At 68.1% G+C, this 20301-nt stretch carries 18 protein-coding genes; 14 read left to right on the top strand and 4 right to left on the bottom strand.

Translation table 11 applies throughout. The features are described from left to right. The first annotated feature begins 212 nt into the window (after positions 1-212). From ahpF to C1930_RS03830, 4 genes are all read left to right on the top strand, one after another. The gene (gene ahpF / locus C1930_RS03845; RefSeq protein ID WP_108771132.1) at positions 213-1805 is read left to right on the top strand and encodes an alkyl hydroperoxide reductase subunit F; all 1593 of its coding nucleotides are present in this window, start codon (positions 213-215) and stop codon (positions 1803-1805) included. 87 nt (positions 1806-1892) lie between these two features. Then, positions 1893-2858: a LysR substrate-binding domain-containing protein gene (locus C1930_RS03840; protein ID WP_108752239.1), complete on the top strand. Its 966-nt coding sequence runs from the start codon at positions 1893-1895 to the stop codon at positions 2856-2858. Positions 2859-2980: 122 nt separating this feature from the next. Continuing rightward, the gene (gene rnk / locus C1930_RS03835) at positions 2981-3385 is read left to right on the top strand and encodes a nucleoside diphosphate kinase regulator (protein ID WP_108755472.1); all 405 of its coding nucleotides are present in this window, start codon (positions 2981-2983) and stop codon (positions 3383-3385) included. Positions 3386-3435: 50 nt separating this feature from the next. Next, positions 3436-4392, top strand: a complete 957-nt coding sequence (locus C1930_RS03830) for a transaldolase (protein ID WP_108755471.1) — start codon at positions 3436-3438, stop codon at positions 4390-4392. A 593-nt stretch (positions 4393-4985) separates the two neighbouring features. Here the strand turns inward: C1930_RS03830 and msrA are convergent. Next, the gene (gene msrA / locus C1930_RS03825; protein ID WP_199912430.1) at positions 4986-5651 is read right to left on the bottom strand and encodes a peptide-methionine (S)-S-oxide reductase MsrA; all 666 of its coding nucleotides are present in this window, start codon (positions 5649-5651) and stop codon (positions 4986-4988) included. Positions 5652-5681: 30 nt separating this feature from the next. Then, positions 5682-5945, bottom strand: a complete 264-nt coding sequence (locus C1930_RS03820; RefSeq protein WP_108771131.1) for a DUF2007 domain-containing protein — start codon at positions 5943-5945, stop codon at positions 5682-5684. Positions 5946-6092: 147 nt separating this feature from the next. Here C1930_RS03820 and C1930_RS03815 point away from each other — a divergent pair, with 147 nt between their 5' ends. The 5 genes from C1930_RS03815 to rlmM all read left to right on the top strand — a co-directional run bounded on the left by C1930_RS03815 (position 6093) and on the right by rlmM (position 11009). Continuing rightward, positions 6093-7841 carry a glutamine--tRNA ligase/YqeY domain fusion protein gene (locus C1930_RS03815; RefSeq protein ID WP_108752234.1) on the top strand — a complete coding sequence of 583 codons (1749 nt, stop codon included), beginning with the start codon at positions 6093-6095 and terminating at the stop codon, positions 7839-7841. 43 nt (positions 7842-7884) lie between these two features. Next, positions 7885-8532 (top strand): hypothetical protein, encoded by a 648-nt coding sequence (locus C1930_RS03810; protein WP_108771130.1) that lies wholly within the window; start codon positions 7885-7887, stop codon positions 8530-8532. A gap of 31 nt (positions 8533-8563) precedes the next feature. Next, complete coding sequence (locus C1930_RS03805) at positions 8564-9301, top strand: DUF6348 family protein (RefSeq protein ID WP_108755467.1); 738 nt, start codon at positions 8564-8566, stop codon at positions 9299-9301. Between the two features lie 96 nt (positions 9302-9397). Further along, complete coding sequence (locus tag C1930_RS03800) at positions 9398-9958, top strand: nucleoside deaminase (protein WP_108771129.1); 561 nt, start codon at positions 9398-9400, stop codon at positions 9956-9958. Continuing rightward, positions 9942-11009, top strand: coding sequence for a 23S rRNA (cytidine(2498)-2'-O)-methyltransferase RlmM (gene rlmM / locus C1930_RS03795; protein WP_108772535.1), 1068 nt, complete (start codon positions 9942-9944; stop codon positions 11007-11009). Before C1930_RS03800 ends, rlmM begins: the two co-directional genes overlap by 17 nt. A gap of 829 nt (positions 11010-11838) precedes the next feature. Here rlmM and C1930_RS03790 read toward each other — a convergent pair. Further along, positions 11839-13020, bottom strand: coding sequence for a UbiH/UbiF family hydroxylase (locus tag C1930_RS03790; protein ID WP_108771128.1), 1182 nt, complete (start codon positions 13018-13020; stop codon positions 11839-11841). Further along, positions 13017-14225, bottom strand: coding sequence for a 2-octaprenyl-6-methoxyphenyl hydroxylase (gene ubiH / locus C1930_RS03785; protein WP_108771127.1), 1209 nt, complete (start codon positions 14223-14225; stop codon positions 13017-13019). The genes C1930_RS03790 and ubiH overlap by 4 nt, the downstream gene beginning before the upstream one ends. Before the next feature lie 109 nt (positions 14226-14334). On the opposite strand from ubiH, the gene C1930_RS03780 reads away from it, so the two are divergent. The 5 genes from C1930_RS03780 to C1930_RS03760 all read left to right on the top strand — a co-directional run bounded on the left by C1930_RS03780 (position 14335) and on the right by C1930_RS03760 (position 20299). Then, entirely contained in the window at positions 14335-14919 is a 585-nt protein-coding gene (locus C1930_RS03780; protein ID WP_108755462.1) for a hypothetical protein, read from the top strand. 8 nt (positions 14920-14927) lie between these two features. Continuing rightward, complete coding sequence (locus C1930_RS03775) at positions 14928-15482, top strand: cob(I)yrinic acid a,c-diamide adenosyltransferase (RefSeq protein ID WP_108755461.1); 555 nt, start codon at positions 14928-14930, stop codon at positions 15480-15482. 4 nt (positions 15483-15486) lie between these two features. Then, positions 15487-16425 (top strand): histone deacetylase family protein, encoded by a 939-nt coding sequence (locus tag C1930_RS03770; RefSeq protein ID WP_108757644.1) that lies wholly within the window; start codon positions 15487-15489, stop codon positions 16423-16425. Between the two features lie 89 nt (positions 16426-16514). Beyond that, complete coding sequence (lptD, locus tag C1930_RS03765) at positions 16515-18959, top strand: LPS-assembly protein LptD (protein ID WP_234412736.1); 2445 nt, start codon at positions 16515-16517, stop codon at positions 18957-18959. Beyond that, positions 18956-20299 (top strand): peptidylprolyl isomerase, encoded by a 1344-nt coding sequence (locus tag C1930_RS03760; protein ID WP_108748591.1) that lies wholly within the window; start codon positions 18956-18958, stop codon positions 20297-20299. The genes lptD and C1930_RS03760 overlap by 4 nt, the downstream gene beginning before the upstream one ends. Positions 20300-20301: the final 2 nt, after the last annotated feature.

The raw sequence follows: 20301 nt of genomic DNA, 5'->3' as shown, positions 1-20301 counted from the left end.
GCCTGCGCTGGCCCCACGCCAGCGCGCGCCCCTCATCCCCGTGCCGGCCCCACGCCGGCGTGGGGGTGAACCCAAGACAGCCAACGCACGCCAGCCTTGGCCAGCCAGCCCCTTCCACGGTCGCTGTCTTGGGTTCACCCCTACCCCCTGCTGGTCCGCTACCTTCTACAGCGGTGCCACGCCCACGCTTTGCCTGAAACCAGGAGAGAACCATGTTGGACGCCAACCTGCAGTCGCAGCTGAAGACCTATCTGGAACGCGTGACCCGCCCGATCCAGATCACCGCGCGCGCCGACGATGGCGCCAAGTCGCAGGAAATGCTGGAACTGCTGCAGACCCTGGAAAGCCTGTCGGACAAGATTTCGCTGCAGGTGCTGCGCGACGGCCAGGGCCGCGTGCCCTCGTTCGACCTGGGCACCCCGGGCCAGGACATCCACCTGACCTTTGCCGGCCTGCCGATGGGCCACGAGTTCACCTCGCTGGTGCTGGCCCTGCTGCAGGTGGGCGGCCATCCGTCCAAGGCCACCGCCGAGCTGATCGAGCAGGTGCAGAACCTGGAAGGCGAATACAAGTTCGAAACCTACTTCTCGCTGTCCTGCCAGAACTGCCCGGACGTGGTGCAGGCGCTGAACCTGGCTGCGGTGCTGAACCCGCGCATCCAGCACGTGGCCATCGACGGCGCGCTGTTCCAGGAAGAAGTGGAAAAGCGCGAGATCATGTCCGTGCCCACCGTCTACCTCAACGGTGAAGTGTTCGACCAGGGCCGCATGACCCTGGAGCAGATCGTGGCCAAGCTGGACACCAACGCCGGCAAGCGCGATGCCGAGAAGATCGCCGCCAAGGACGCCTTCGACGTACTGGTGGTGGGCGGTGGCCCGGCCGGTGCCGCAGCGGCCATCTATGCCGCGCGCAAGGGCATCCGTACCGGCATCGCCGCCGAGCGTTTCGGTGGCCAGGTGCTGGACACCATGGCCATCGAGAACTTCATTTCGGTGAAGGAAACCGAAGGCCCGAAGCTGGCCACGGCGCTGGAACAGCACGTGCGCGAGTACGAAGTGGACATCATGAACCTGCAGCGCGCCAGCGCGCTGGTGCCGGCCGGTGAAGACGGCCTGGTGCAGGTGCAGCTGGAAAATGGCGCAGTACTGAAGTCGCGTTCGGTCATCCTGTCCACCGGCGCGCGCTGGCGGCAGATGAACGTGCCGGGCGAAGACCAGTACCGCAACAAGGGCGTGGCCTACTGCCCGCACTGCGATGGCCCGCTGTTCAAGGGCAAGCGCGTGGCGGTGATCGGCGGCGGCAATTCCGGCGTGGAAGCGGCCATCGATCTGGCCGGCATCGTGTCGCATGTGACGCTGCTGGAGTTCGATTCCAGCCTGCGTGCCGACGAAGTGCTGCAGAAGAAGCTGCGCAGCCTGGGCAACGTGACCGTGCTGACCAGCGCGCAGACCACCGAAGTGCTGGGCGATGGGAGCAAGGTGACCGGCCTGGTCTACAAGGACCGCGCGGGCGGCGATTCCCACCGCGTCGAGCTGGAAGGCATCTTCGTGCAGATCGGCCTGCTGCCCAACACCGAATGGCTGAAGGACAGCGTGGCGCTGTCGCCGCGCGGCGAGATCGTGATCGACGACCGTGGCCAGACCAACGTGCCGGGCGTGTTCGCCGCCGGTGATTGCACCACGGTACCCTACAAGCAGATCATCATCGCCATGGGCGCCGGTTCCACTGCGGCTCTCAGCGCCTTCGACCACCTGATCCGCACGTCGGTGAGCACCGGCAGTGGTGCGGTGGCCGAAGCGGCCTGATCCACCGTTCCCAGCCCACCGGGAACATCGTTAGCCTGCTGGGTCGACCATGCCGACCGCCGGTCCGTTTTCCCTGGGGTCTGAAGGATGAACCTACGCGATCTGAAGTACCTGGTGGCCCTGGCCGATCACAAGCATTTCGGCCGGGCCGCCGCCTCCTGTTTCGTCAGCCAGCCCACGCTGTCCACCCAGATCCGCAAGCTGGAGGAAGAACTGGGGCTGCCGCTGGTGGAACGTGCGCCGCGCAAGGTGATGCTGACCCCTGCCGGCCAGGAAGCGGCCGCGCGGGCGCGGGTGATCGTGTCCGAAGTGGAGCAGTTGAAGGAAGCGGCGCGGCGCAACCGCGACCCGGAAGCCGGCACCGTGCGCCTGGGCATCTTCCCCACCCTGGGGCCGTACCTGCTGCCGCACGTCATTCCGCGCATCCGCAGCCGCTTCCCGGAGCTGGAACTGCTGCTGGTGGAAGAAAAGAGCGACGTGCTGCTGGAGCGCCTGCGCGATGGCAGGCTGGACGCGGCGCTGCTGGCACTGCCGGTGGTGGACGACCAGCTGCATGCCGAATTCCTGTTTGAAGAGCCGTTCCTGCTGGCCGTTTCCGGCCGCCATCCGCTGGCCCGGCGCGAACACATGGATGTGCAGGAGCTGGCCACGCAGAAGCTGCTGCTGCTGGAAGACGGCCATTGCCTGCGCGACCAGGCACTGGAAGTGTGCCGCCTGTTCGGCGCCAACGAGAAATCCGAATTCCGCGCCACCAGCCTGGAAACCCTGCGGCAGATGGTCGCCGCCGACGTGGGCATCACCCTGCTGCCCAGCCTGTCGGTGCAGCCGCCGGTACCGCGCTCGAGCAACATCCGCCTGATCGATTTCGTCGGCGAAGGCCGGCCCAGCCGCCGCATCGCCATGATCTGGCGGCGCAGCTCGGCCATGCATGGCTTCCTGATGGACCTGGCCGAACAGTTCAAACAGCTGCCGCAGGCGCTGTTCACCCTGGACGACCAGGGCGTGCCGGCCGGCGAAGCGCCGGTGGTGGCGCAGCCGCTGCTGAACGGCTGAACCCCGTCGAACCTGCCGCGGCACGGCCGGGAGTCGATTCCGGCCACATTTGTCCCCACAATAGTCCCAGGCGGCGCTCGAAGCGCCGCCTTTTGCATGGCTTTCAACCAAGGAGCACCACCATGAACACCGCCAGCGGCCTGCCGCCGTCGATCACCGTTTCCAGCTTCGACATGGACCGCCTGGAGGCCATGCTCGATTCCCCCGCGCTGAGCCAGACGCCTGCCGCGCTCGCGCTTTCCCAGGAACTCAACCGGGCCACCGTGCTGGCGCCGGATCAGATTCCCGAAGGCATCGTGATGATGCATTCGCGCGTGGAGTGCGAAGATGAGGTGTCCGGCGAGCAACACGTGCTGACCCTGGTCTTCCCCCGCGAAGCTAATGTCGACGAGGGCAAGGTGTCCGTGCTGGCCCCGGTGGGCAGCGCCCTGCTGGGCCTGGCCGTTGGCCAGAGCATCGACTGGAACGCCCCCGGCGGCCGCAAGCTGCGGCTGCGCGTGACCGCGGTCCACAACGACCGCCCCTGAAACCCGCTGCGCACCGCGCGCGATCCGATTTCCCTGCACCAGGAGCCGTAATGAGCAACACGTCCAAACTGTCCCAGCTGCGCGAACTGTCGGTGGTCGTTGCCGATACCGGTGACTACGACGCGATCAAGCGCCTGCAGCCGGTGGATTGCACCACCAACCCGACCCTGGTGAAGAAGGCACTGGACCTGCCGGTCTATGCCGAACTGATCGAGCGCGAACTGGCCTGGGGCCGCCAGCAGAGCGGCGACCGCGAAGCCGTGGTGCATGCCGTGGCCGACCGCCTGACCATCGGCGTGGGCGCCCTGCTGAGCACGCTGGTGCCGGGCCGCGTGTCCACCGAAGTGGACGCCGACCAGGCCCACGACACCGCTGCGACGGTGGCCAAGGCCCGCCAGTTCATCCAGATGTACGCCGACGCCGGCGTGCCGCGCGAAAAGATCCTGATCAAGATCGCCGCCACCTGGGAAGGCGTGGAAGCGGCGCGCATCCTGCAGACCGAAGGCATCGACTGCAACCTGACCCTGATCTTCAACCCGACCCAGGCGCTGGCCTGCAGCGAGGCCGGCGCGTTCCTGATCTCGCCGTTCGTGGGCCGCATCCTGGACTGGTACGTGGCCAACGGCCAGACCCCGGCCAACATCGACGAAGACCCGGGCGTGAAGTTCGTGCGCGGCGTGTACGCCGAGTTCAAGCGCCGTGGTTCGCCGACGGTGGTGATGGGCGCCTCGTTCCGTTCCACCGCACAGATCGAAGCGCTGGCCGGCTGCGACCGCCTGACCATTTCGCCGGACCTGCTGGAAAAGCTTGACGCCGACCACGGCGAGCTGCCGCGCAAGCTGGTGGCCGGTGCGGCCGACGGCGTGGCGGTGACCCCGATCGACGCGGCGAAGTTCGCGGCCGACCTGGCGGCTGATCCGATGGCGACCGAGAAGCTGGCCACCGGTATCGACGCCTTCGCCAAAGACCTGCAGGCGCTGCGCGAGCGCATCCGCTCGGAACTGTGATTCCAGCCAACGGCTGAGCCCCTCGTGGCGGGCTGTTCGGCTCGGTAGAGTCGAGCTTGCTCGACTGACCTCTGGGACAACAGCCGCGCTGGGTCGGGCGGGTTGGGTTCGCGGGACACGCCGCAAGTACATCCGTGTAGGCTCGTAGGCGCCATCCATGGCGCCTGCGGTCCCGCGAACCCAACCCGCCCGCCCTTTGACAGTTTCCGGTGGCCGCCCGCCACGGAAGAAAGAGGGAAGAGCAACAGCGGGTCGCGCGCTTCGCTTGCTCGCAGCCGAGCATGGCTCGGCTTTACAAGAGCAATGCAGAACCAAAGAAAAAGGACGCGGCGAAGGCCGCGTCCTTTTTCTTTTCCATCAGCTCGTCACCAACCCACTGTTCTTACCCACCGTCACCGGGAAATGATCGAAGGCAGGGCGGGCGCAGATGGCGGGACCGTCCACGGCATGGATGCCGTGGCCGAGCCCCCATGGACGGGTTTACGGCGTGTCCCGCCATCTGTGCCCGCCCTGCCAAACCGATCAAAACCCAGAGCCGGTTTGGATGTTGATGTTGATGTTGATATTGCCCGCCGCAGGCGGACCTCCGCGCGTCAGCGCGGCGCCTCCACATCCAGCCCGATCGGGCAGCTCACGCCGGTGCCGCCAATGCCGCAGTAGCCGTTCGGGTTCTTCGCCAGGTACTGCTGGTGGTAATCCTCGGCGTAGTAGTACGCCGGTGCCGGGTACACGATCTCGGTGGTGATCGGCCCGTAACCGGCCGCATCCAGCTGTGCCTGGTAGGCCTCGCGGCTGGCCAGCGCGGCGGCGTACTGCGCCTCGCTCGTGGCGTGGATGGCCGAACGGTACTGGGTGCCGGTGTCGTTGCCCTGGCGCATGCCCTGGGTCGGGTCATGGCTTTCCCAGAACAGCTGCAGCAGCCGCTCCAGGCTGACCACCGCCGGATCGAACACCACCTGCACCACTTCGGTGTGGCCGGTAAGACCCGAACAGACCTCTTCGTAGGTCGGGTTCGGGGTGATGCCACCGGCATAGCCCACCGAGGTGCTGTACACGCCCGGCTCGCTCCAGAACTTGCGCTCGGCGCCCCAGAAACAGCCCAGCGCGAAACGGATCTGCTGCAGGCCGGCGAAGCGGTCCTTCAGCGGGTGGCTGTTCACGAAGTGCTGGTTGCTGTGCAGCGGCAACGGCTGGTCGCGCCCCGGCAGCGCCTCCTCCGCCCGCGGAAGACGCTGCTTGAAGGCCCCGATGCCGAGGATGCCCTGGCCAATTCCCAACATGATGCGCTCCTACGCCGGCTGTCCGGCCCAATCGTCTGCACCGGAAATGGGGTCGGCCGGCTCCTGGCCCAAGTCCAGCCCGGCCACGATGTCTTCGGCCTGCGGCCGCGCCGCGTCGGGTATGCCGACCCGCAGCACGCCGAACAGCGGCAGCTCACCCATGCCGCCCAGCAGCGATTCGCCGAACACGAAGGCGGGAATGCCTGCGTCTTCCAGCGCGTGCTTCACCAGGTGGGCGTCGAACAGGTTGTCGGCCTTGTACACGATGTGCATGGGGCAGCTCCTCGGGGCAGGGTTCCAGCATACGCCCGGGGCCTGAATCGCGCCGCTGCGCCCGCCGGGCATGGCGGCAAACCCCGGCAGCCCTGGCCGGTACGCGCTAGACTGTTGGTCTTTCTGCCCTTTTTTCGCCCCAGACTCATGTCCGAGCACACCCCCGCCAGCCCCGAGACCCCCGCCGACAGCCACGAGAAGCGCGATTTCATCCGCCAGATCGTGCGCGAGGACCTGGCCAGCGGCAAGCACCAGGCGATCAAGACCCGCTTCCCGCCCGAGCCGAACGGCTACCTGCACATCGGCCACGCCAAGTCGATCTGCCTGAACTTCGGCCTGGCCGGTGAGTTCAGCGGCGTGTGCAACCTGCGCTTCGACGACACCAACCCGGCCAAGGAAGACCCCGAGTACGTGGCCGCCATCCAGGACGACGTGCGCTGGCTGGGCTTCGAGTGGAACGAGCTGCGCCATGCCTCGGACTACTTCCAGACCTATTACCTGGCCGCCGAGAAGCTGATCGAACAGGGCAAGGCCTATGTCTGCGATCTGTCGGCCGAGGAAGTGCGCGCCTACCGCGGCACCCTGACCGAGCCGGGCCGCCCGTCGCCGTGGCGCGACCGCAGCGTGGAGGAAAACCTCGACCTGTTCCGCCGCATGCGTGCCGGTGAATTCCCGGACGGCGCGCGCACCGTGCGCGCGAAGATCGACATGGCCAGCGGCAACATCAACCTGCGCGATCCGGCCCTGTACCGCATCAAGCACGTCGAGCACCAGAACACCGGCAACGCGTGGCCGATCTACCCGATGTACGACTTCGCCCATGCGCTGGGCGATTCCATCGAAGGCATCACCCATTCGCTGTGCACGCTGGAATTCGAAGACCACCGCCCGCTGTACGACTGGTGCGTGGACAACGTCGATTTCGCCCATGACGATGCGCTGACCCAGCCGCTGGTCGATGCCGGCCTGCCGCGCGAAGCAGCCAAGCCGCGCCAGATCGAATTCTCGCGCCTGAACATCAACTACACGGTGATGAGCAAGCGCAAGCTGATGGCGCTGGTGACCGAACAGCTGGTGGACGGCTGGGAAGACCCGCGCATGCCGACCCTGCAGGGCCTGCGCCGCCGCGGCTACACCCCGGCCGCGATGCGCCTGTTCGCCGAACGCGTGGGCATCAGCAAGCAGAATTCGATGATTGACTTCAGCGTGCTGGAAGGCGCGCTGCGCGAAGACCTGGACAGCGCCGCCGCGCGCCGCATGGCCGTGATCGACCCGGTGAAACTGGTGCTGACCAACCTGGCCGAGGGCCACGAAGAACAGCTGACCTTCAGCAACCACCCGAAGGACGAGAGCTTCGGCAGCCGCCAGGTGCCGTTCGCACGCGAAGTGTGGATCGACCGCGAGGACTTCGCCGAAGTGCCGCCCAAGGGCTGGAAGCGCTTGGTGCCGGGCGGCGAAGTGCGCCTGCGCGGCGCCGGCATCATCCGCTGCGATGAAGTGATCAAGGATGCCGACGGCACCATCACCGAGCTGCGCGGCTGGCTGGATCCGGAATCGCGCCCGGGCATGGAAGGCGCCAACCGCAAGGTGAAGGGCACCATCCACTGGGTCAGCGCCGTGCATGGCGTGCCGGCGGAAATCCGCCTGTACGACCGTCTGTTCTCGGTGCCGAACCCGGACGACGAATCGGAAGGCAAGACCTACCGCGATTACCTGAACCCGGAATCGCGCCGCACCGTCACCGGCTATGTCGAACCGGCCGCGGCCAGCGCCACCCCGGAACAGTCGTTCCAGTTCGAGCGCACCGGCTACTTCGTCGCCGACCGCCGCGACCACACCGAGGCCAAGCCGGTGTTCAACCGCAGCGTGACCCTGCGCGACACCTGGTCGGCCTGAGGAACCGCGCGGGCGCCAGGACGGCGCCCGCATGCCCGCGACAATGACCGCCGCCCCCTCCGCCCTGCTCTGGTTCCTGTCCCAGCACCCGTTGCTGGCATTGCCGGTGCTGATGGCGCTGGCCGGGCTGCTGTCGTGGTGGCGGCGCACCCCGCTCTACCTCATCGCCATGTTTCCGCTGGCGATGCTGAACGTGTTCCTGGGTTCGTTCGTCAACGCGGCCTGGGTGAACGGGATCGGCGAGCGTGGCGAGGCGGTGATCGTCAAGGCCGAGGAAACCAGTTCCACCCTCAACGACCGCTATATCTGGCGTTACGAGGCAGTGGTGCACACCGCCGATGGCCAGGATGTGGACGTGGTGTTCCATACCAACACGATCTCGCTGTGGCCGCTGGAAAACGCGATCCGCATCCCCGCGCAGGGCCAGCCCTTCGTGGTGAAGTACGCGCCAGGCTTCCCGCGCAGCATCGTGATCCTCACCAACGAATCGCCGCATGGGATTGCCCAGTCACGCGCACGCGCACGCGAGCGGGTGGAGGTGGCTGCACGCAGGCTGCAGTTCAGCCCGGGCAACCCCGCCTTCCGCGCCGATTACCGTCGCGAGCTGGATACCTGGCTGCGCGACCATGGCGATGACCCGCAACAGCAGGCACAGGCGCAGCGCTATCGCGCCGAACGCGATGCGCTGTGACCGCTGCCCCCCTTTCACTGACAGGCCTGACATGACTGCTACCGCCAACCCGTTTCTTCCCCTGCTGATGCAGGTCCTGCAGGGCCGCGACATCGCCTGCACCGTCGACGGCACCGAGCTGGTGCTGGACAGCGGCCTGCGCCTGGTGGCGCATGGCGTTGCGTCGAACGCGCGCGACAATGGCGGCTGGCAGACCTCCACGGTGATCGAGGTACGCCATCCGGAACTGTTCGCCGACGGTCTGTTCGAGTACCAGCACGCCGCCGGCGACAGCGAGCAGGATGCAGTGCTGTCCGGCTTCGAGAACTGGGTGCGGGTCGACCTGGCCACCCTGCAGGCGGCCATCGGCGCCGACGATGCGCCGGAACTGCAGATGCTGACCCTGCGCTACCCGGCCGAAGAAACCGGCACGGCGCTGGCGCGCGCGGTGGTGCTGGGGCCGCTGGCCCACTACCGCAGTGAACCCCGCGATGAAGCAGCGGCCTGCAGCGAGGACGACCACGGCTCCTGCCCCTGCTGCCTGTTCACCCAGAGCCTGGAGGCGTTCAACGATCTGCTGAAGACCCGCCAGTTCCTCGGCATCCGCCTGTTCGCCTCGCGCGATGCCGACGGCCAGTGCGAGGCCGACTGCCGGGTGAACGGCCATGACTTCCCCGCCGCCCTGCCCCTGCTGCGCGCCTACGCGGCGCGCTGGCCGCAGGCCGGGCTGGAGTTCCGCAAGCAGTACGTGGTGATCCGCACCGACACCGACGCCGAAACCGACGCCTGATCCCGCGCCGACACCCCCGCTGCATGCCGCTGCGGCTACACTGCGCGCCGGCTGTTGTTCCTGCCCCACCTTTCCACCCTACGAGGCACCCCCGCGATGCTGTACGCGCAAGTCCACCTGACCCTTCCCGCCTGGATCCACGACCAGATCGACCTGGATCGTCGCTATCCGGGCGACGAGGCCAAGGTCGCACTGGCGATCGAGCTGTCGCGGCTGAATGTCGAACACGCCAGTGGCGGCCCGTTCGGCGCCGTCGTGTTCGGCCCCGATGACAAGGTGATCGCCGCCGGCGTGAACCGCGTCGTGCCGCACGCCACCTCGTTGGCCCACGCCGAAAACATGGCCTACATGCTGGCCCAGCAGCGCCTGCAGACCCCGCGCCTGAACGCGGTGCTGTCGCCGGTCACCCTGGCCACCAGCTCGCAGCCGTGCTGCCAGTGCTACGGCGCCACCGTGTGGGCCGGCATTGACCGCCTGCTGATCGGTGCCAGCTCGGCCGACGTGGAAGAACTGACCCCGTTCGACGAAGGCCCGCTGCCGGCCGACTGGGTGGGCGAGCTGAACAAGCGCGGCATTGAAGTGGTGCAGGGCCTGAACCGCGATGCCGCGCGCAGCGTGCTGCGTGCCTATGGGGAAGTCGATGGCACCCGTTACTGAGACCGGAATCGGCCTGCTCTGCCTGTGCCGGCAGGGCTTCGAGCCCGAGCTGGCCGGCGAACTGCAGCACCGCGCCGGCCAGGCTGGTTTCGCCGGCTATGCACGCGCCCAGCGCAATGACGGCTACGTGCTGTTCATGTGCGACGAAGCTGCCGCGCTGGCCCCGCGCCTGCCGTGGCGCGAACTGATCTTCGCGCGGCAGAAGCTGGTGGTACTGGCCGAGCTGCCGCAGCTGGACCCGAGCGACCGCATCACCCCGATGCTGGAGGTGCTGGCCGATGCGCCGCGCTTCGGCGATCTGTGGGTGGAACACCCCGATTCGGATGCCGGCAAGCCGTTGTCCGGCCTGGCCCGCGCGTTCGGCAATGCGTTGCGCCCGGCGCTGCGCAAGGCCGGCAAGCTGACCGACAAGCCGAACCCGCGCCTGCCGCGGCTGCATGTGGTCTTCGTCGATGGCACCCATGCGTTCGTCTGCGTGGCCGACCCGGCCGACAGCGCGCCGTGGGCGTTGGGCATTCCGCGCCTGAAGCTGCTGCCGGAAGCCCCGTCGCGTTCGGCGCTGAAGCTGGACGAGGCACTGCTGACCCTGCTGGCACCGGACGAGCGCGAGGCGCTGGTGAAACCAGGCATGCGCGCGGCTGACCTCGGTGCCGCCCCCGGCGGCTGGACCTGGGTGCTGACCCGCCAGCACGTGCATGTGCTCAGCATCGACAATGGCCCGCTGCGCCAGCACGTGCTGGACACCGGGCTGGTCGAACACCTGCGCGCCGACGGCTTCCACTGGCACCCGGACCAGGCGCTGGACTGGATGGTCTGCGACATGGTCGAACAGCCGCGCCGCGTGGCCGAACGCATGGCCACCTGGTTCCGCGAAGGCTGGTGCCGGCACGCGATCTTCAACCTGAAGCTGCCGATGAAGAAGCGCTGGGACGAGACGCGGTTGTGCCTGGACCTGTTCCAGGAACAGGCGGGCAAGCCGCTGGTGGTACGGGCCAAGCAGCTGTACCACGACCGTGAAGAGATCACGGTGCTGGCCTCGCCGCTGCGCTGAGGCGCACACCGCGCGGTAGGTAGGTGCCAACCTTGGTTGGCACAACCTCGCAAACACCTTCGCCCCATCTGGGCCGACGTTGCCTGACAGACGTGCCAACCAAGGTTGGCACCTACCAGAGCGGCGTACCGCGCGGTCGGTGGGTGCCAAGGCAACGCACCGCGCAGTCGGTAGGTGCCAACCTTGGTTGGCACAACCTCGGAAACACCTTCGCCCCATCTGGGCCGACGTTGCCTGACAGACGTGCCAACCAAGGTTGGCACCTACCAGAGCGGCGTACCGCGCGGTCGGTGGGTGCCAGGGCAACGTACCGCGCAGTCGGTAGGTGCCAACCTTGGTTGGCACAACCTCGCAAACACCTTCGCCCCATCTGGGCTGACGTTGCCTGACAGACGTGCCAACCAAGGTTGGCACCTACCAGAGCGGCGTACCGCGCGGTGGGTGGGTGCCAGAGCAACGTACCGCGCAGTTGGTAGGTGCCAACCTTGGTTGGCACAACCTCTGAAACGCCTTCGCCCCATCTGGGCCGACGTTGCCTGACAGACGTGCCAACCAAGGTTGGCACCTACCAGAGCGGCGTACCGCGCGGTCGGTGGGTGCCAAGGCAACGCACCGCGCAGTTGGTAGGTGCCAACCTTGGTTGGCACAACCTCGGAAACACCTTCGCCCCATCTGGGCCGACGTTGCCTGACAGACGTGCCAACCAAGGTTGGCACCTACCAGAGCGGCGTACCGCGCGGTCGGTGGGTGCCAGGGCAACGTACCGCGCAGTTGGTAGGTGCCAAGGCAACGCACCGCGCGGTGGGTAGGTGCCAGAGCGACGTGCCGTTCAGACGCCGGCGGCGCGCTTCCAGAATGCCTGTACCACCGGCGGCCACTTGCCCACGCAGCCCAGCGCGCGGCCGCGGGCCAGGGTCAGGTGCATTTCGTCGTTGGAAAACAGCCGGTTGATCGCATCGAAACTGTAGGCGGCGATCTGGTTGTCACTGCGCCGTTCCCGCGCCCAGCGCTGCAACCGCTGCGGCGACAGGCGCGGCTGGCCACGGCGCTCGGCCGAGGGCGCCAGCCATTGCTGCAGGGCGGCCACGTCGCGCAGGCCCAGGTTCACCCCCTGCCCCGCCAGTGGGTGCACCACGTGCGCCGCATCGCCCAGCGCCAGCACGCGACCGGACACATAGTGGCGGGCCAGCTGCCGGCGCAGCGGGAACGCCGCGCGCGCCGAGGCCAGGCGCAGTTCGCCCAGGCGGCCGGCAAAGGCGCGGGTCAGCTCGCGGTTGAACGCGGCGTCGTCCAGCGCCAGCACGCGTGCCGCCTCGTCTTCCGGCAGGGTCCACACGATCGAACTGCGGCGCTCGGCCACCGGCAGCAGGGCCAGCGGACCGGTCGGCAGGAAACGCTGCCAGGCCGTGGCCCGGTTGGGCAGCGCGCTGTCCACGTAAGCCACCACCCCGCGCTGGTGATAATCGTGCGATTCCACCTCGATCCCGGCCAAGCGGCGCAGGGTGGAATCGGCACCATCGGCAGCCACGGCCAGCGCGGCATCCACCCGACGCCCATCATCCAGCCGCAGGCGTACGCCTTCGTCGTCCTGTTCCAGCGCTTCGACCCGCGCCGGGCAATGCAGCTGCACGCCCGCCGCCGGCAATGCCGCCCACAGGCGATCCTGCAGCAACGCGTTCTCGACAATGAACCCCAGCTCGCGCCGACCGAAGCGGTCTGCGTCGAACAGCAGGTCATCGCCGCCGGCCGCATCCCACACCTGCATGCGCCGGTAGGGCCAGGCACGCGCCTGTGCAATGGCCGGCCAGACGCCGAGGCGCTGCAGCAGCTGCACGTTGTCGGCGGCGAAGGCGAACACCCGCAGATCCGGTTGCGCGGCCTGCCAGGCCGGCGGCTCACGGCCTTCGACCAGGGCGACCGACAGTCCGGCATCGGCCAGCGCCAGTGCACACGCGGCGCCGACAACGCCGCCGCCCACCACGGCTACATCCAGTCGCATGCGTCGGCTCATGCAGCCTCCCCACGGCACAGGCGCGGTACGTCACCCCGGAAGCCCATGGCACCGCCTACCAGCATCGACTGCACCGAGGCGCGTTGTGCCGCCACCAGGCCCAGGCTGCGCAGCGGGCGCAGCAGCGGTGCCGGATTGCTGGTCAGCCGCGCCAGGCCACCGGAAAACGCCACCGTCTGCTGCCGGTCGTCCGCGCGCCGAGCCACATAGGCCCGCAGCAGCGCGTCACTGCCCGCATCTTCATCGGCCGCTTCCAGCAGCTCCGCCAGGGTGAGCGCGTCGCGCAGGCCCAGGTTGAAGCCCTGCGCACCCAACGGGTGGATGGTCTGCGCGGCGTTGCCCAGCAGCACCGCGCGTTCGCCCACCAGCGCGCGCGCCAGTACCTGCACCAGCGGGTAGGCGCTGCGCGGGCCCGATTCCAGCAGGCGCCCGGCGCGCCAGCCCAGCGTGTGCTGCAGGCGTTGCAGCCAGGCCATATCGTCCAGCGCCATCACCGCCTCGGCCTGGTCGCGGGCCACCCCGTGCACGCAGCCGAAGTGGCGGTCGCCGCGCGGCAGCAGCGCCGTCGGGCCGGTATCGGTGAAACGTTCCCACGCGCTGCCATCGGGCGCGCGCTGGCTGCGCACGCGGGCCACGAACAGGGTCTGCTGGAAATCATGGCGGTCCACCGCAATGCCCAGCGCATCGCGCACGCCACTGGCGGTGCCATCGGCCCCCACCACCAGCCGGGCCAGCAGCACGCGCTCGCCCGCATCGTCAGCCACATGGACCTGCCGGTAACCGTCGACCACCGCACCCAGGCCGATGAAACGCATCGGGCGGTAGCGCTGCAGCTGCGGCAGTTCCTGCAGCCGCGCCTCCAGCGCCTGGCCGAAGTCGCGGGCCACCACCACCTGGCCGAACCACGGCCGGTCGTAATCGGCCGCATCCATCTGCACGCGGCCAAAGTCGCCGGCGCGGCTGACGTGGATGCGCCGGATCGGCCCCGGCGGCATCGCCAGCTTCTGCATCACCCCCAACGCGTTCAGTGCGTTCACGGTGGCCGCGGCGAAACTGAGATTGCGCTGGTCGAACACCGCCGGCAGTTCACCGGCCGGGCTGGCTTCCAGCAGCGCTACGTTGCGGCCCAGCCGGTCCAGGGCGATGGCCAGGCTGGCCCCGACCAGACCGCCACCGACGATCAGCACGTCATGTCGTTCACTCATGGGCCCATGATACGCGCTCGCCGCCCCGTCCAGACCCGACACGCCGCGCCTGCGCAGGGCCGCGCGGCGGGCTAGAATGGAAGCTGAATCCGCCCCACGGGTCTTCGCCATGTCCGACACCGCCCATCGCGCCTTTGTCCTGTCCGTGCTTGTGCTGCTGCTGGCGGCGACCCGGGTGAACCACTTCGCGGCCATCCCCGATGCCTCGTGGGCCGTGTTCTTCATCGGCGGCTTCTATCTGGCCCGCTGGACCCGCTGGGCGTTCCCGCTGCTGATGGTGTTCGCCGTGCTGGTGGACTGGATCGTGATCCGCAGCGCGGGGCTCGACTTCTGGCAGCACTACTGCGTGTCGCCGGGCTATTGGCTGCTGTTGCCGGCGTATTTCTCGCTGTGGGCCGGCGGCCTGCTGCTGGGCCACAACTACCACGGCGCACACTGGTCGGTACTGGCCAAGGGCGTGCCGCTGCTGGTGGTCTCGGTGGCGCTGTGCCACCTGCTGGCCCAGGGCGGGTTCTACTGGACCAGCCGCAACGTGGCCGAACCGACCCTGGCCGGCTGGGCACAGAACTACGCCCAGTGGTTCGGGCCGTACCTGCGCACCACCGCCATCTACGTGGCCCTGGCTGCCGCGCTGCAATTGGCCGCGGAGCAGATGCTGAAGCTGCACCAGGCCCGCCGCGACATCCACCACTGAGCACCGGCATGGGTCATCGGCTTTCGCGCATCTACACCCGCACCGGCGACGACGGCAGCACCGGGCTGGGCGACGGCAGCCGGGTGGCCAAGGACGATCTGCGGGTCGCCGCCTATGGCACCGTGGACGAAGCCAATGCCGCCCTGGGGCTGCTGCTGGCCGTGCCACTGCCCGACGACGTGCGTGCGCTGGTGGTGCATCTGCAGCACCAGCTGTTCGATCTGGGCGCCGAGCTGTGCGTGCCTGGCCATGCAGCCATCCATGCCGCCGACGTTTCCGCGCTGGAACAGCAGCTGGACCATTACAACGCCGGCCTGCCCATGCTGAAGGAATTCATCCTGCCCGCGGGCGGCGAGGCGGCGGCGCGCTGCCACCTGGCCCGCACCATCGTGCGCCGCGCCGAGCGCGAAACGGTCAGTCTGGCCCGGGCGCAGGCCGTGCGCGGCGAAGCCCTGCACTACCTCAACCGCCTGTCGGACCTGCTGTTCGTGCTGGCACGGGTACTGGCCCGCGCCGATGGCCACGGCGAAGCGCTGTGGCAACCACAGCACCGGCAGGCCTGAGCCCGTGCAGGTCTTCACTCATCCGTCCTGCCTGCTGCACGACCCGGGCCCGGGCCATCCCGAATGCCCGCAACGGCTGCAGGTGGTGCTCGACGCCCTGCAGCAGGCCTTCCCCGGCCAACTGGACTGGCAGCAGGCCCCGCCGGCCAAGTTCGGCGAGCTGAGCCGGGTCCACGACAGCGCCCTGCTCGACTTCGTGCTGCAGCCGCAGACCCTGCCGCTGCGCCAGCTGGACATGGACACCTGGACCTCGCCCGGTTCGGCCAGCGCCGCCGTGCACGCCGCCGGTGCTGGCGTGGCCGCGGTGGACGCGGTGATGCTGGGCGATGACCCGCTGGCGTTCTGCGCGGTGCGGCCGCCGGGCCACCATGCCACCAGCAGTACGGCCATGGGCTTCTGCCTGCTCAACAACATCGCCATCGCCGCCGCCTACGCGCGCGACCGCCACGGGCTGGAACGGATTGCCGTGGTCGACTTCGACGTGCACCACGGCAACGGCACCCAGGACATCTTCCAGCACGACGCGCGGGTGTCGTACTACAGCACCCACCAAGCCGGCCTGTTCCCCAACTCGGGCCTGCGCCGCGACCGTGGCGCCGGCAACCTGATGAACATCCTGCTGCCGCCGGGCAGCGGTGGCTTCCGCTTCCGCAACGTCTGGGCCGACGAGATGCTGCCGGCCATCGACGACTTCCGCCCGCAGCTGCTGCTGATTTCGGCCGGTTTCGATGCCCACCTGCGCGACCCGCAGGCGGACCTGATGCTGGAAACCGAGGATTTCGCCTGGATCACCGGCGAACTGCATGCGCTGGCGCGGCGCCATGGGGCCGGCCGCGTGGTGTCCATGCTGGAAGGCGGCTACGACCTGCAGGCGCTGGCCGAATGCAGCGTGGCGCACGTGCAGACCCTGCTGCAGGGGGCCGCTGCGGCGCGCCCAGGATGAACCCGAACCGGTCTGGGCCGGACGCCTTCATTGCCCCTATGCAAGGGATGGGGCAATCTACGGTCCGTTTTCGCCCGAATCCGAACCGCGTGCGCCGAGCCCTCCGCCTGCTTCCCCTGCCCCTGAGCATCGCTGTCTGCCTGCCGGCGATGGCCGATGACAAGCCGCTCAACTGGGGCCTGTGCCCGGCCACCGAAGTCATTCCCGCCTTCACCGATGCCCCCACCCCGGTACCGGGGCAGGACGCGGCCGCCGCGAGCGCACAGCGCGAGCAGCAGCCCACCGACATCGAAGGCGACCAGCTGCTGGGCACCACCACCGTGCCGCAGTACCAGGGCAACGTGGCCCTGCGCCGCGGCGACCAGTTCGTGGGCACCGACAAACTCAGCTTCGATACCGACACCGGCAACTACATCGCCGACGGCAACGTGCGCTACCAGGATTCCTCGATCCGCATGGTGGCCAAGCGCGCCGAGGGCAACCAGGAAAGCGACACCCACAAGATCACCGACATCCAGTACCAGCTGGTGTCGCGCCGTGGCAACGGCGAGGCCGAATCGGTCGACCTGCAGGGCGCCGTGGGCCAGATGCACCGCTCCACCTACACCACCTGCGACCCCTCGCAGCCGGTGTGGAAGCTGACCGCCCCGCAGATCGACGTGGACAACGACGAAGGCTTCGGTACCGCCCGCAACGCGGTGCTGCGCATCGGCAAGGTGCCGGTGCTGTGGGCGCCGTACTTCAAGTTCCCGATCGACGACCGCCGCAAGACCGGCCTGCTGTTCCCGCAGCTGGGCATGTCCGGCCGCAATGGTTTCGACTACACCCAGCCGATCTACCTGAACCTGGCGCCGAACTACGACGACACGCTGATGCCGCGCTACATGAGCGAGCGCGGGCTGATGCTGGACAACGAGTTCCGCTATCTCTACAACGGCGGCCGCGGCGAGCTGCTGACCGCCTACATCCCCAACGACAAGCTGCGCGACCGCGACCGCGGCCGGGTGATGTTCAGTGGCTACCACAACGTGGACAGCCACTGGCAGGCCCGCGCCAACCTGGCCTGGGTGAGCGACGAGCGCTACGTGGAGGATTTCTCCAACCGTCTGGTCGGGGTGACCGCGTCGAACCTGCAGAGCACCATCGGCCTGTACGGCACCGGCAAGGACTGGACCGCCGGCATCATGGCCGACCGCTGGCAGCTGACCGACTACACCCTGACCGAATCGGCACTGGCCTACAACCGTCAGCCGCGCCTGTACTTCACCTGGGACAAGCCGCTGCTGCCTTGGGTGGAAACCAGCCTGTACGCCGAGGCGGTGCGCTTCACCCACGATGACGTGAATGAGAAGTACGGCGCGGACCAGGAGTATGGGCGCACCGGCAACGTGACCCGCATGGACGGCGGTTCGCGCCTGGACATCAAGCCGTCGATCTCCTTCCCGTTCAGCGGCGCGGCCTGGTATGTCACCCCGACCCTGGCCTACCGCTACACCGCCTATGACCTGGAACGTGGCCTGGCCGACAGCATCCGCAGGACGGTGCTGACCTCGCAGGGCATCGATCCGGCCACGGCCAGCGCCGAACAGCTGCGCGGCAACACCTCGCCCAGCCGCTCGCTGCCGATCGCCAGCCTGGACGCCGGCCTGTTCTTCGACCGCGAAACCACCATCGGTGGCAAGTCGTTCCTGCATACCCTGGAGCCGCGCCTGTTCTACCTGCGCACGCCGTACCGCAACCAGGACGACCTGCCGCTGTTCGACACCCGTGACTTCACCTTCAGCTGGGGCCAGCTGTTCCGCGATTCGCGCTACACCGGCGCCGACCGCCAGAACGATGCCAACCAGCTGACCATGGCGCTGGGCACCCGCTTCATCGACCAGACCACCGGCAAGGAACGGTTCTCGGCCAGCATCGGCCAGATCCAGTACTTCGACGAATCGCGGGTGACCACCACCCCGGGCGGCGCACCGGTTGAAAAGGGCAAGTCGGCCTGGATCGCCGACGCCAACTACATGGTGAACGACCGCTGGACCCTGAGCGCCACCTACCAGTGGGACCCCAAGTACAAGCGTGAGGACCTGGCCAGCTTCCGCGCCCGCTATCTGATGTCCAACGATGGCGTGGTCAACCTGACCTACCGCCACCGCATCAACCCCGACGGCACCGACCTGCTGAAGCAGGCCGACCTGTCGTTCCTGTACCCGCTGAATGCGCGCTGGAGCCTGGTTGGCCGTTACTACTACTCGCTGGAAGACAAAGCGCCGCTGGAAATCATCGGCGGCGTGCAGTGGGACAGCTGCTGCCTGGCCGTGCGCGCCGTGGCCCGCCGTTACGTGCGCAACCGCGAAGGCGACCTGAACAATTCCATCCAGATCGAGTTCGTGCTGAAGGGCCTGAGCTCGCTGGGCCAGGACACGGACCGTACCCTGCGCCGTGCTATCCTCGGGTACAACCGCGACGACCTTTATCTGGTGCCGCCCAGCAATACCGGGGTGACCCGGGACGACTACGATCCGAATCTGATCCCATGACCAAGCGCTTCCCCGTTCTTCTCGCCTCGCTGCTGGCGGTGTCCAGCGTGTCCGCCCCCCTGCAGGTCATCGCGCAGGAGGCCCAGCCGCTGGACCGCATTGCTGCGGTCGTCGACGAGGACGTGGTCCTGCAGAGTGAACTGCAGCGCGCCATCGCCAACATCAAGGCCCAGTACGTGGGCCGCGAAAACCAGCTGCCGCCGGACGACGTGCTGAGCCGCCAGGTGCTGGAGCGCCTGGTGCTGGTGAAGCTGCAGGTGGCCCGCGCCCAGGGCAGCGGCATCCGTGTCAGCGACCAGGAACTGAACCAGGCGATGAACTCCATCGCCCAGCAGAACGGTTCCAACCTGGACAGCCTGCGCCAGCGCCTGGCCCATGACGGCATCGACTTCGAGGAATTCCGTTCCTCGGTGCGCGACGAGATCACCGTGCAGCGCCTGCGCCAGAGCTTCGCGCAGAGCCGCATCAGCGTGAGCGAGGGTGAAGTAGACGCCGCGCTGAAGCAGCAGGCCACCGCCGGCAACCAGTACCACCTGGCGCACATCCTGGTCGCCCTGCCCGACGGCGCCAACGCCGACCAGATCGCCACCGGCCAGAAGAAGGCCGACGGCGTGAAGGCCCTGCTGGACAAGGGCGAGCTGGACTTCAACGCCGCCGCCGTGCGCTATTCGGACAGCCCCAACGCGCTGGAAGGCGGCGACCTGGGCTGGCGCACGCTGGACGAAATCCCGGCGGCATTCGCGCAGATGATGCAGCAGATGAAGGCCGGCGATGTGGTTGGCCCGATCCGCGGCCCCAGCGGCTTCCAGCTGCTGAAGCTGGTGGAAGTGCGTGATGCCAACGCCGCCGCCGGTGCCCACACGGTCACCGAATACCATGCCCGCCATATCCTGGTGCGCGTGGACGGCAACCAGACCGATGCCGCCGCCAAGGCCAAGATCGACACGCTGCGTGCCCGCGTGGCCGGTGGTGCCGACTTCGAGCAGGTGGCCAAGGAATCGTCGGAAGACAGCAACAGCAAGGGCCAGGGCGGCGATCTGGGCTGGTTCCCGGCCGATGCCTTCGGCCCGGCGTTCGGCCAGCAGGTCGAAGGCATCCAGGATGGCGGCGTCAGCCAGCCGTTCCGTACCGATGCCGGCTGGCACATCGTGCAGCGCGTTGCCACGCGCCAGACCGACGTGACCAGCGACAACCAGCGTGCCCAGGTGCGTGAAACCATCGGCCGCCGCAAGCTGGAAGAGGAATACAACCGCTTCCTGCAGGAACTGCGTGGCGAAGCCTACGTCAGCTTCCGCAGCGGCGACCGGGCGGAAAACACCGCCACCCCGCCGCAGTCCTGACC

It is taken from the genome of Stenotrophomonas sp. SAU14A_NAIMI4_8, from assembly GCF_003086695.1.
Lineage (GTDB): Bacteria > Pseudomonadota > Gammaproteobacteria > Xanthomonadales > Xanthomonadaceae > Stenotrophomonas.
This window is presented reverse-complemented; position numbering and strand designations above follow the sequence as displayed.

Excerpts from the sequence above, each read along its gene's own strand:
- C1930_RS03815 (WP_108752234.1), top strand. The coding sequence starts at position 6,093 with ATGTCCGAGCACACCCCCGCCAGCCCCGAGACCCCCGCCGACAGCCAC.
- C1930_RS03830 (WP_108755471.1), top strand. The coding sequence starts at position 3,436 with ATGAGCAACACGTCCAAACTGTCCCAGCTGCGCGAACTGTCGGTGGTC.
- ahpF (WP_108771132.1), top strand. The coding sequence starts at position 213 with ATGTTGGACGCCAACCTGCAGTCGCAGCTGAAGACCTATCTGGAACGC.
- C1930_RS03760 (WP_108748591.1), top strand. The coding sequence starts at position 18,956 with ATGACCAAGCGCTTCCCCGTTCTTCTCGCCTCGCTGCTGGCGGTGTCC.
- C1930_RS03805 (WP_108755467.1), top strand. The coding sequence starts at position 8,564 with ATGACTGCTACCGCCAACCCGTTTCTTCCCCTGCTGATGCAGGTCCTG.
- C1930_RS03840 (WP_108752239.1), top strand. The coding sequence starts at position 1,893 with ATGAACCTACGCGATCTGAAGTACCTGGTGGCCCTGGCCGATCACAAG.
- ubiH (WP_108771127.1), bottom strand. The coding sequence starts at position 14,225 with ATGAGTGAACGACATGACGTGCTGATCGTCGGTGGCGGTCTGGTCGGG.
- C1930_RS03775 (WP_108755461.1), top strand. The coding sequence starts at position 14,928 with ATGGGTCATCGGCTTTCGCGCATCTACACCCGCACCGGCGACGACGGC.
- C1930_RS03780 (WP_108755462.1), top strand. The coding sequence starts at position 14,335 with ATGTCCGACACCGCCCATCGCGCCTTTGTCCTGTCCGTGCTTGTGCTG.
- C1930_RS03810 (WP_108771130.1), top strand. The coding sequence starts at position 7,885 with ATGACCGCCGCCCCCTCCGCCCTGCTCTGGTTCCTGTCCCAGCACCCG.
- C1930_RS03800 (WP_108771129.1), top strand. The coding sequence starts at position 9,398 with ATGCTGTACGCGCAAGTCCACCTGACCCTTCCCGCCTGGATCCACGAC.
- rlmM (WP_108772535.1), top strand. The coding sequence starts at position 9,942 with ATGGCACCCGTTACTGAGACCGGAATCGGCCTGCTCTGCCTGTGCCGG.
- C1930_RS03820 (WP_108771131.1), bottom strand. The coding sequence starts at position 5,945 with ATGCACATCGTGTACAAGGCCGACAACCTGTTCGACGCCCACCTGGTG.
- C1930_RS03790 (WP_108771128.1), bottom strand. The coding sequence starts at position 13,020 with ATGAGCCGACGCATGCGACTGGATGTAGCCGTGGTGGGCGGCGGCGTT.
- rnk (WP_108755472.1), top strand. The coding sequence starts at position 2,981 with ATGAACACCGCCAGCGGCCTGCCGCCGTCGATCACCGTTTCCAGCTTC.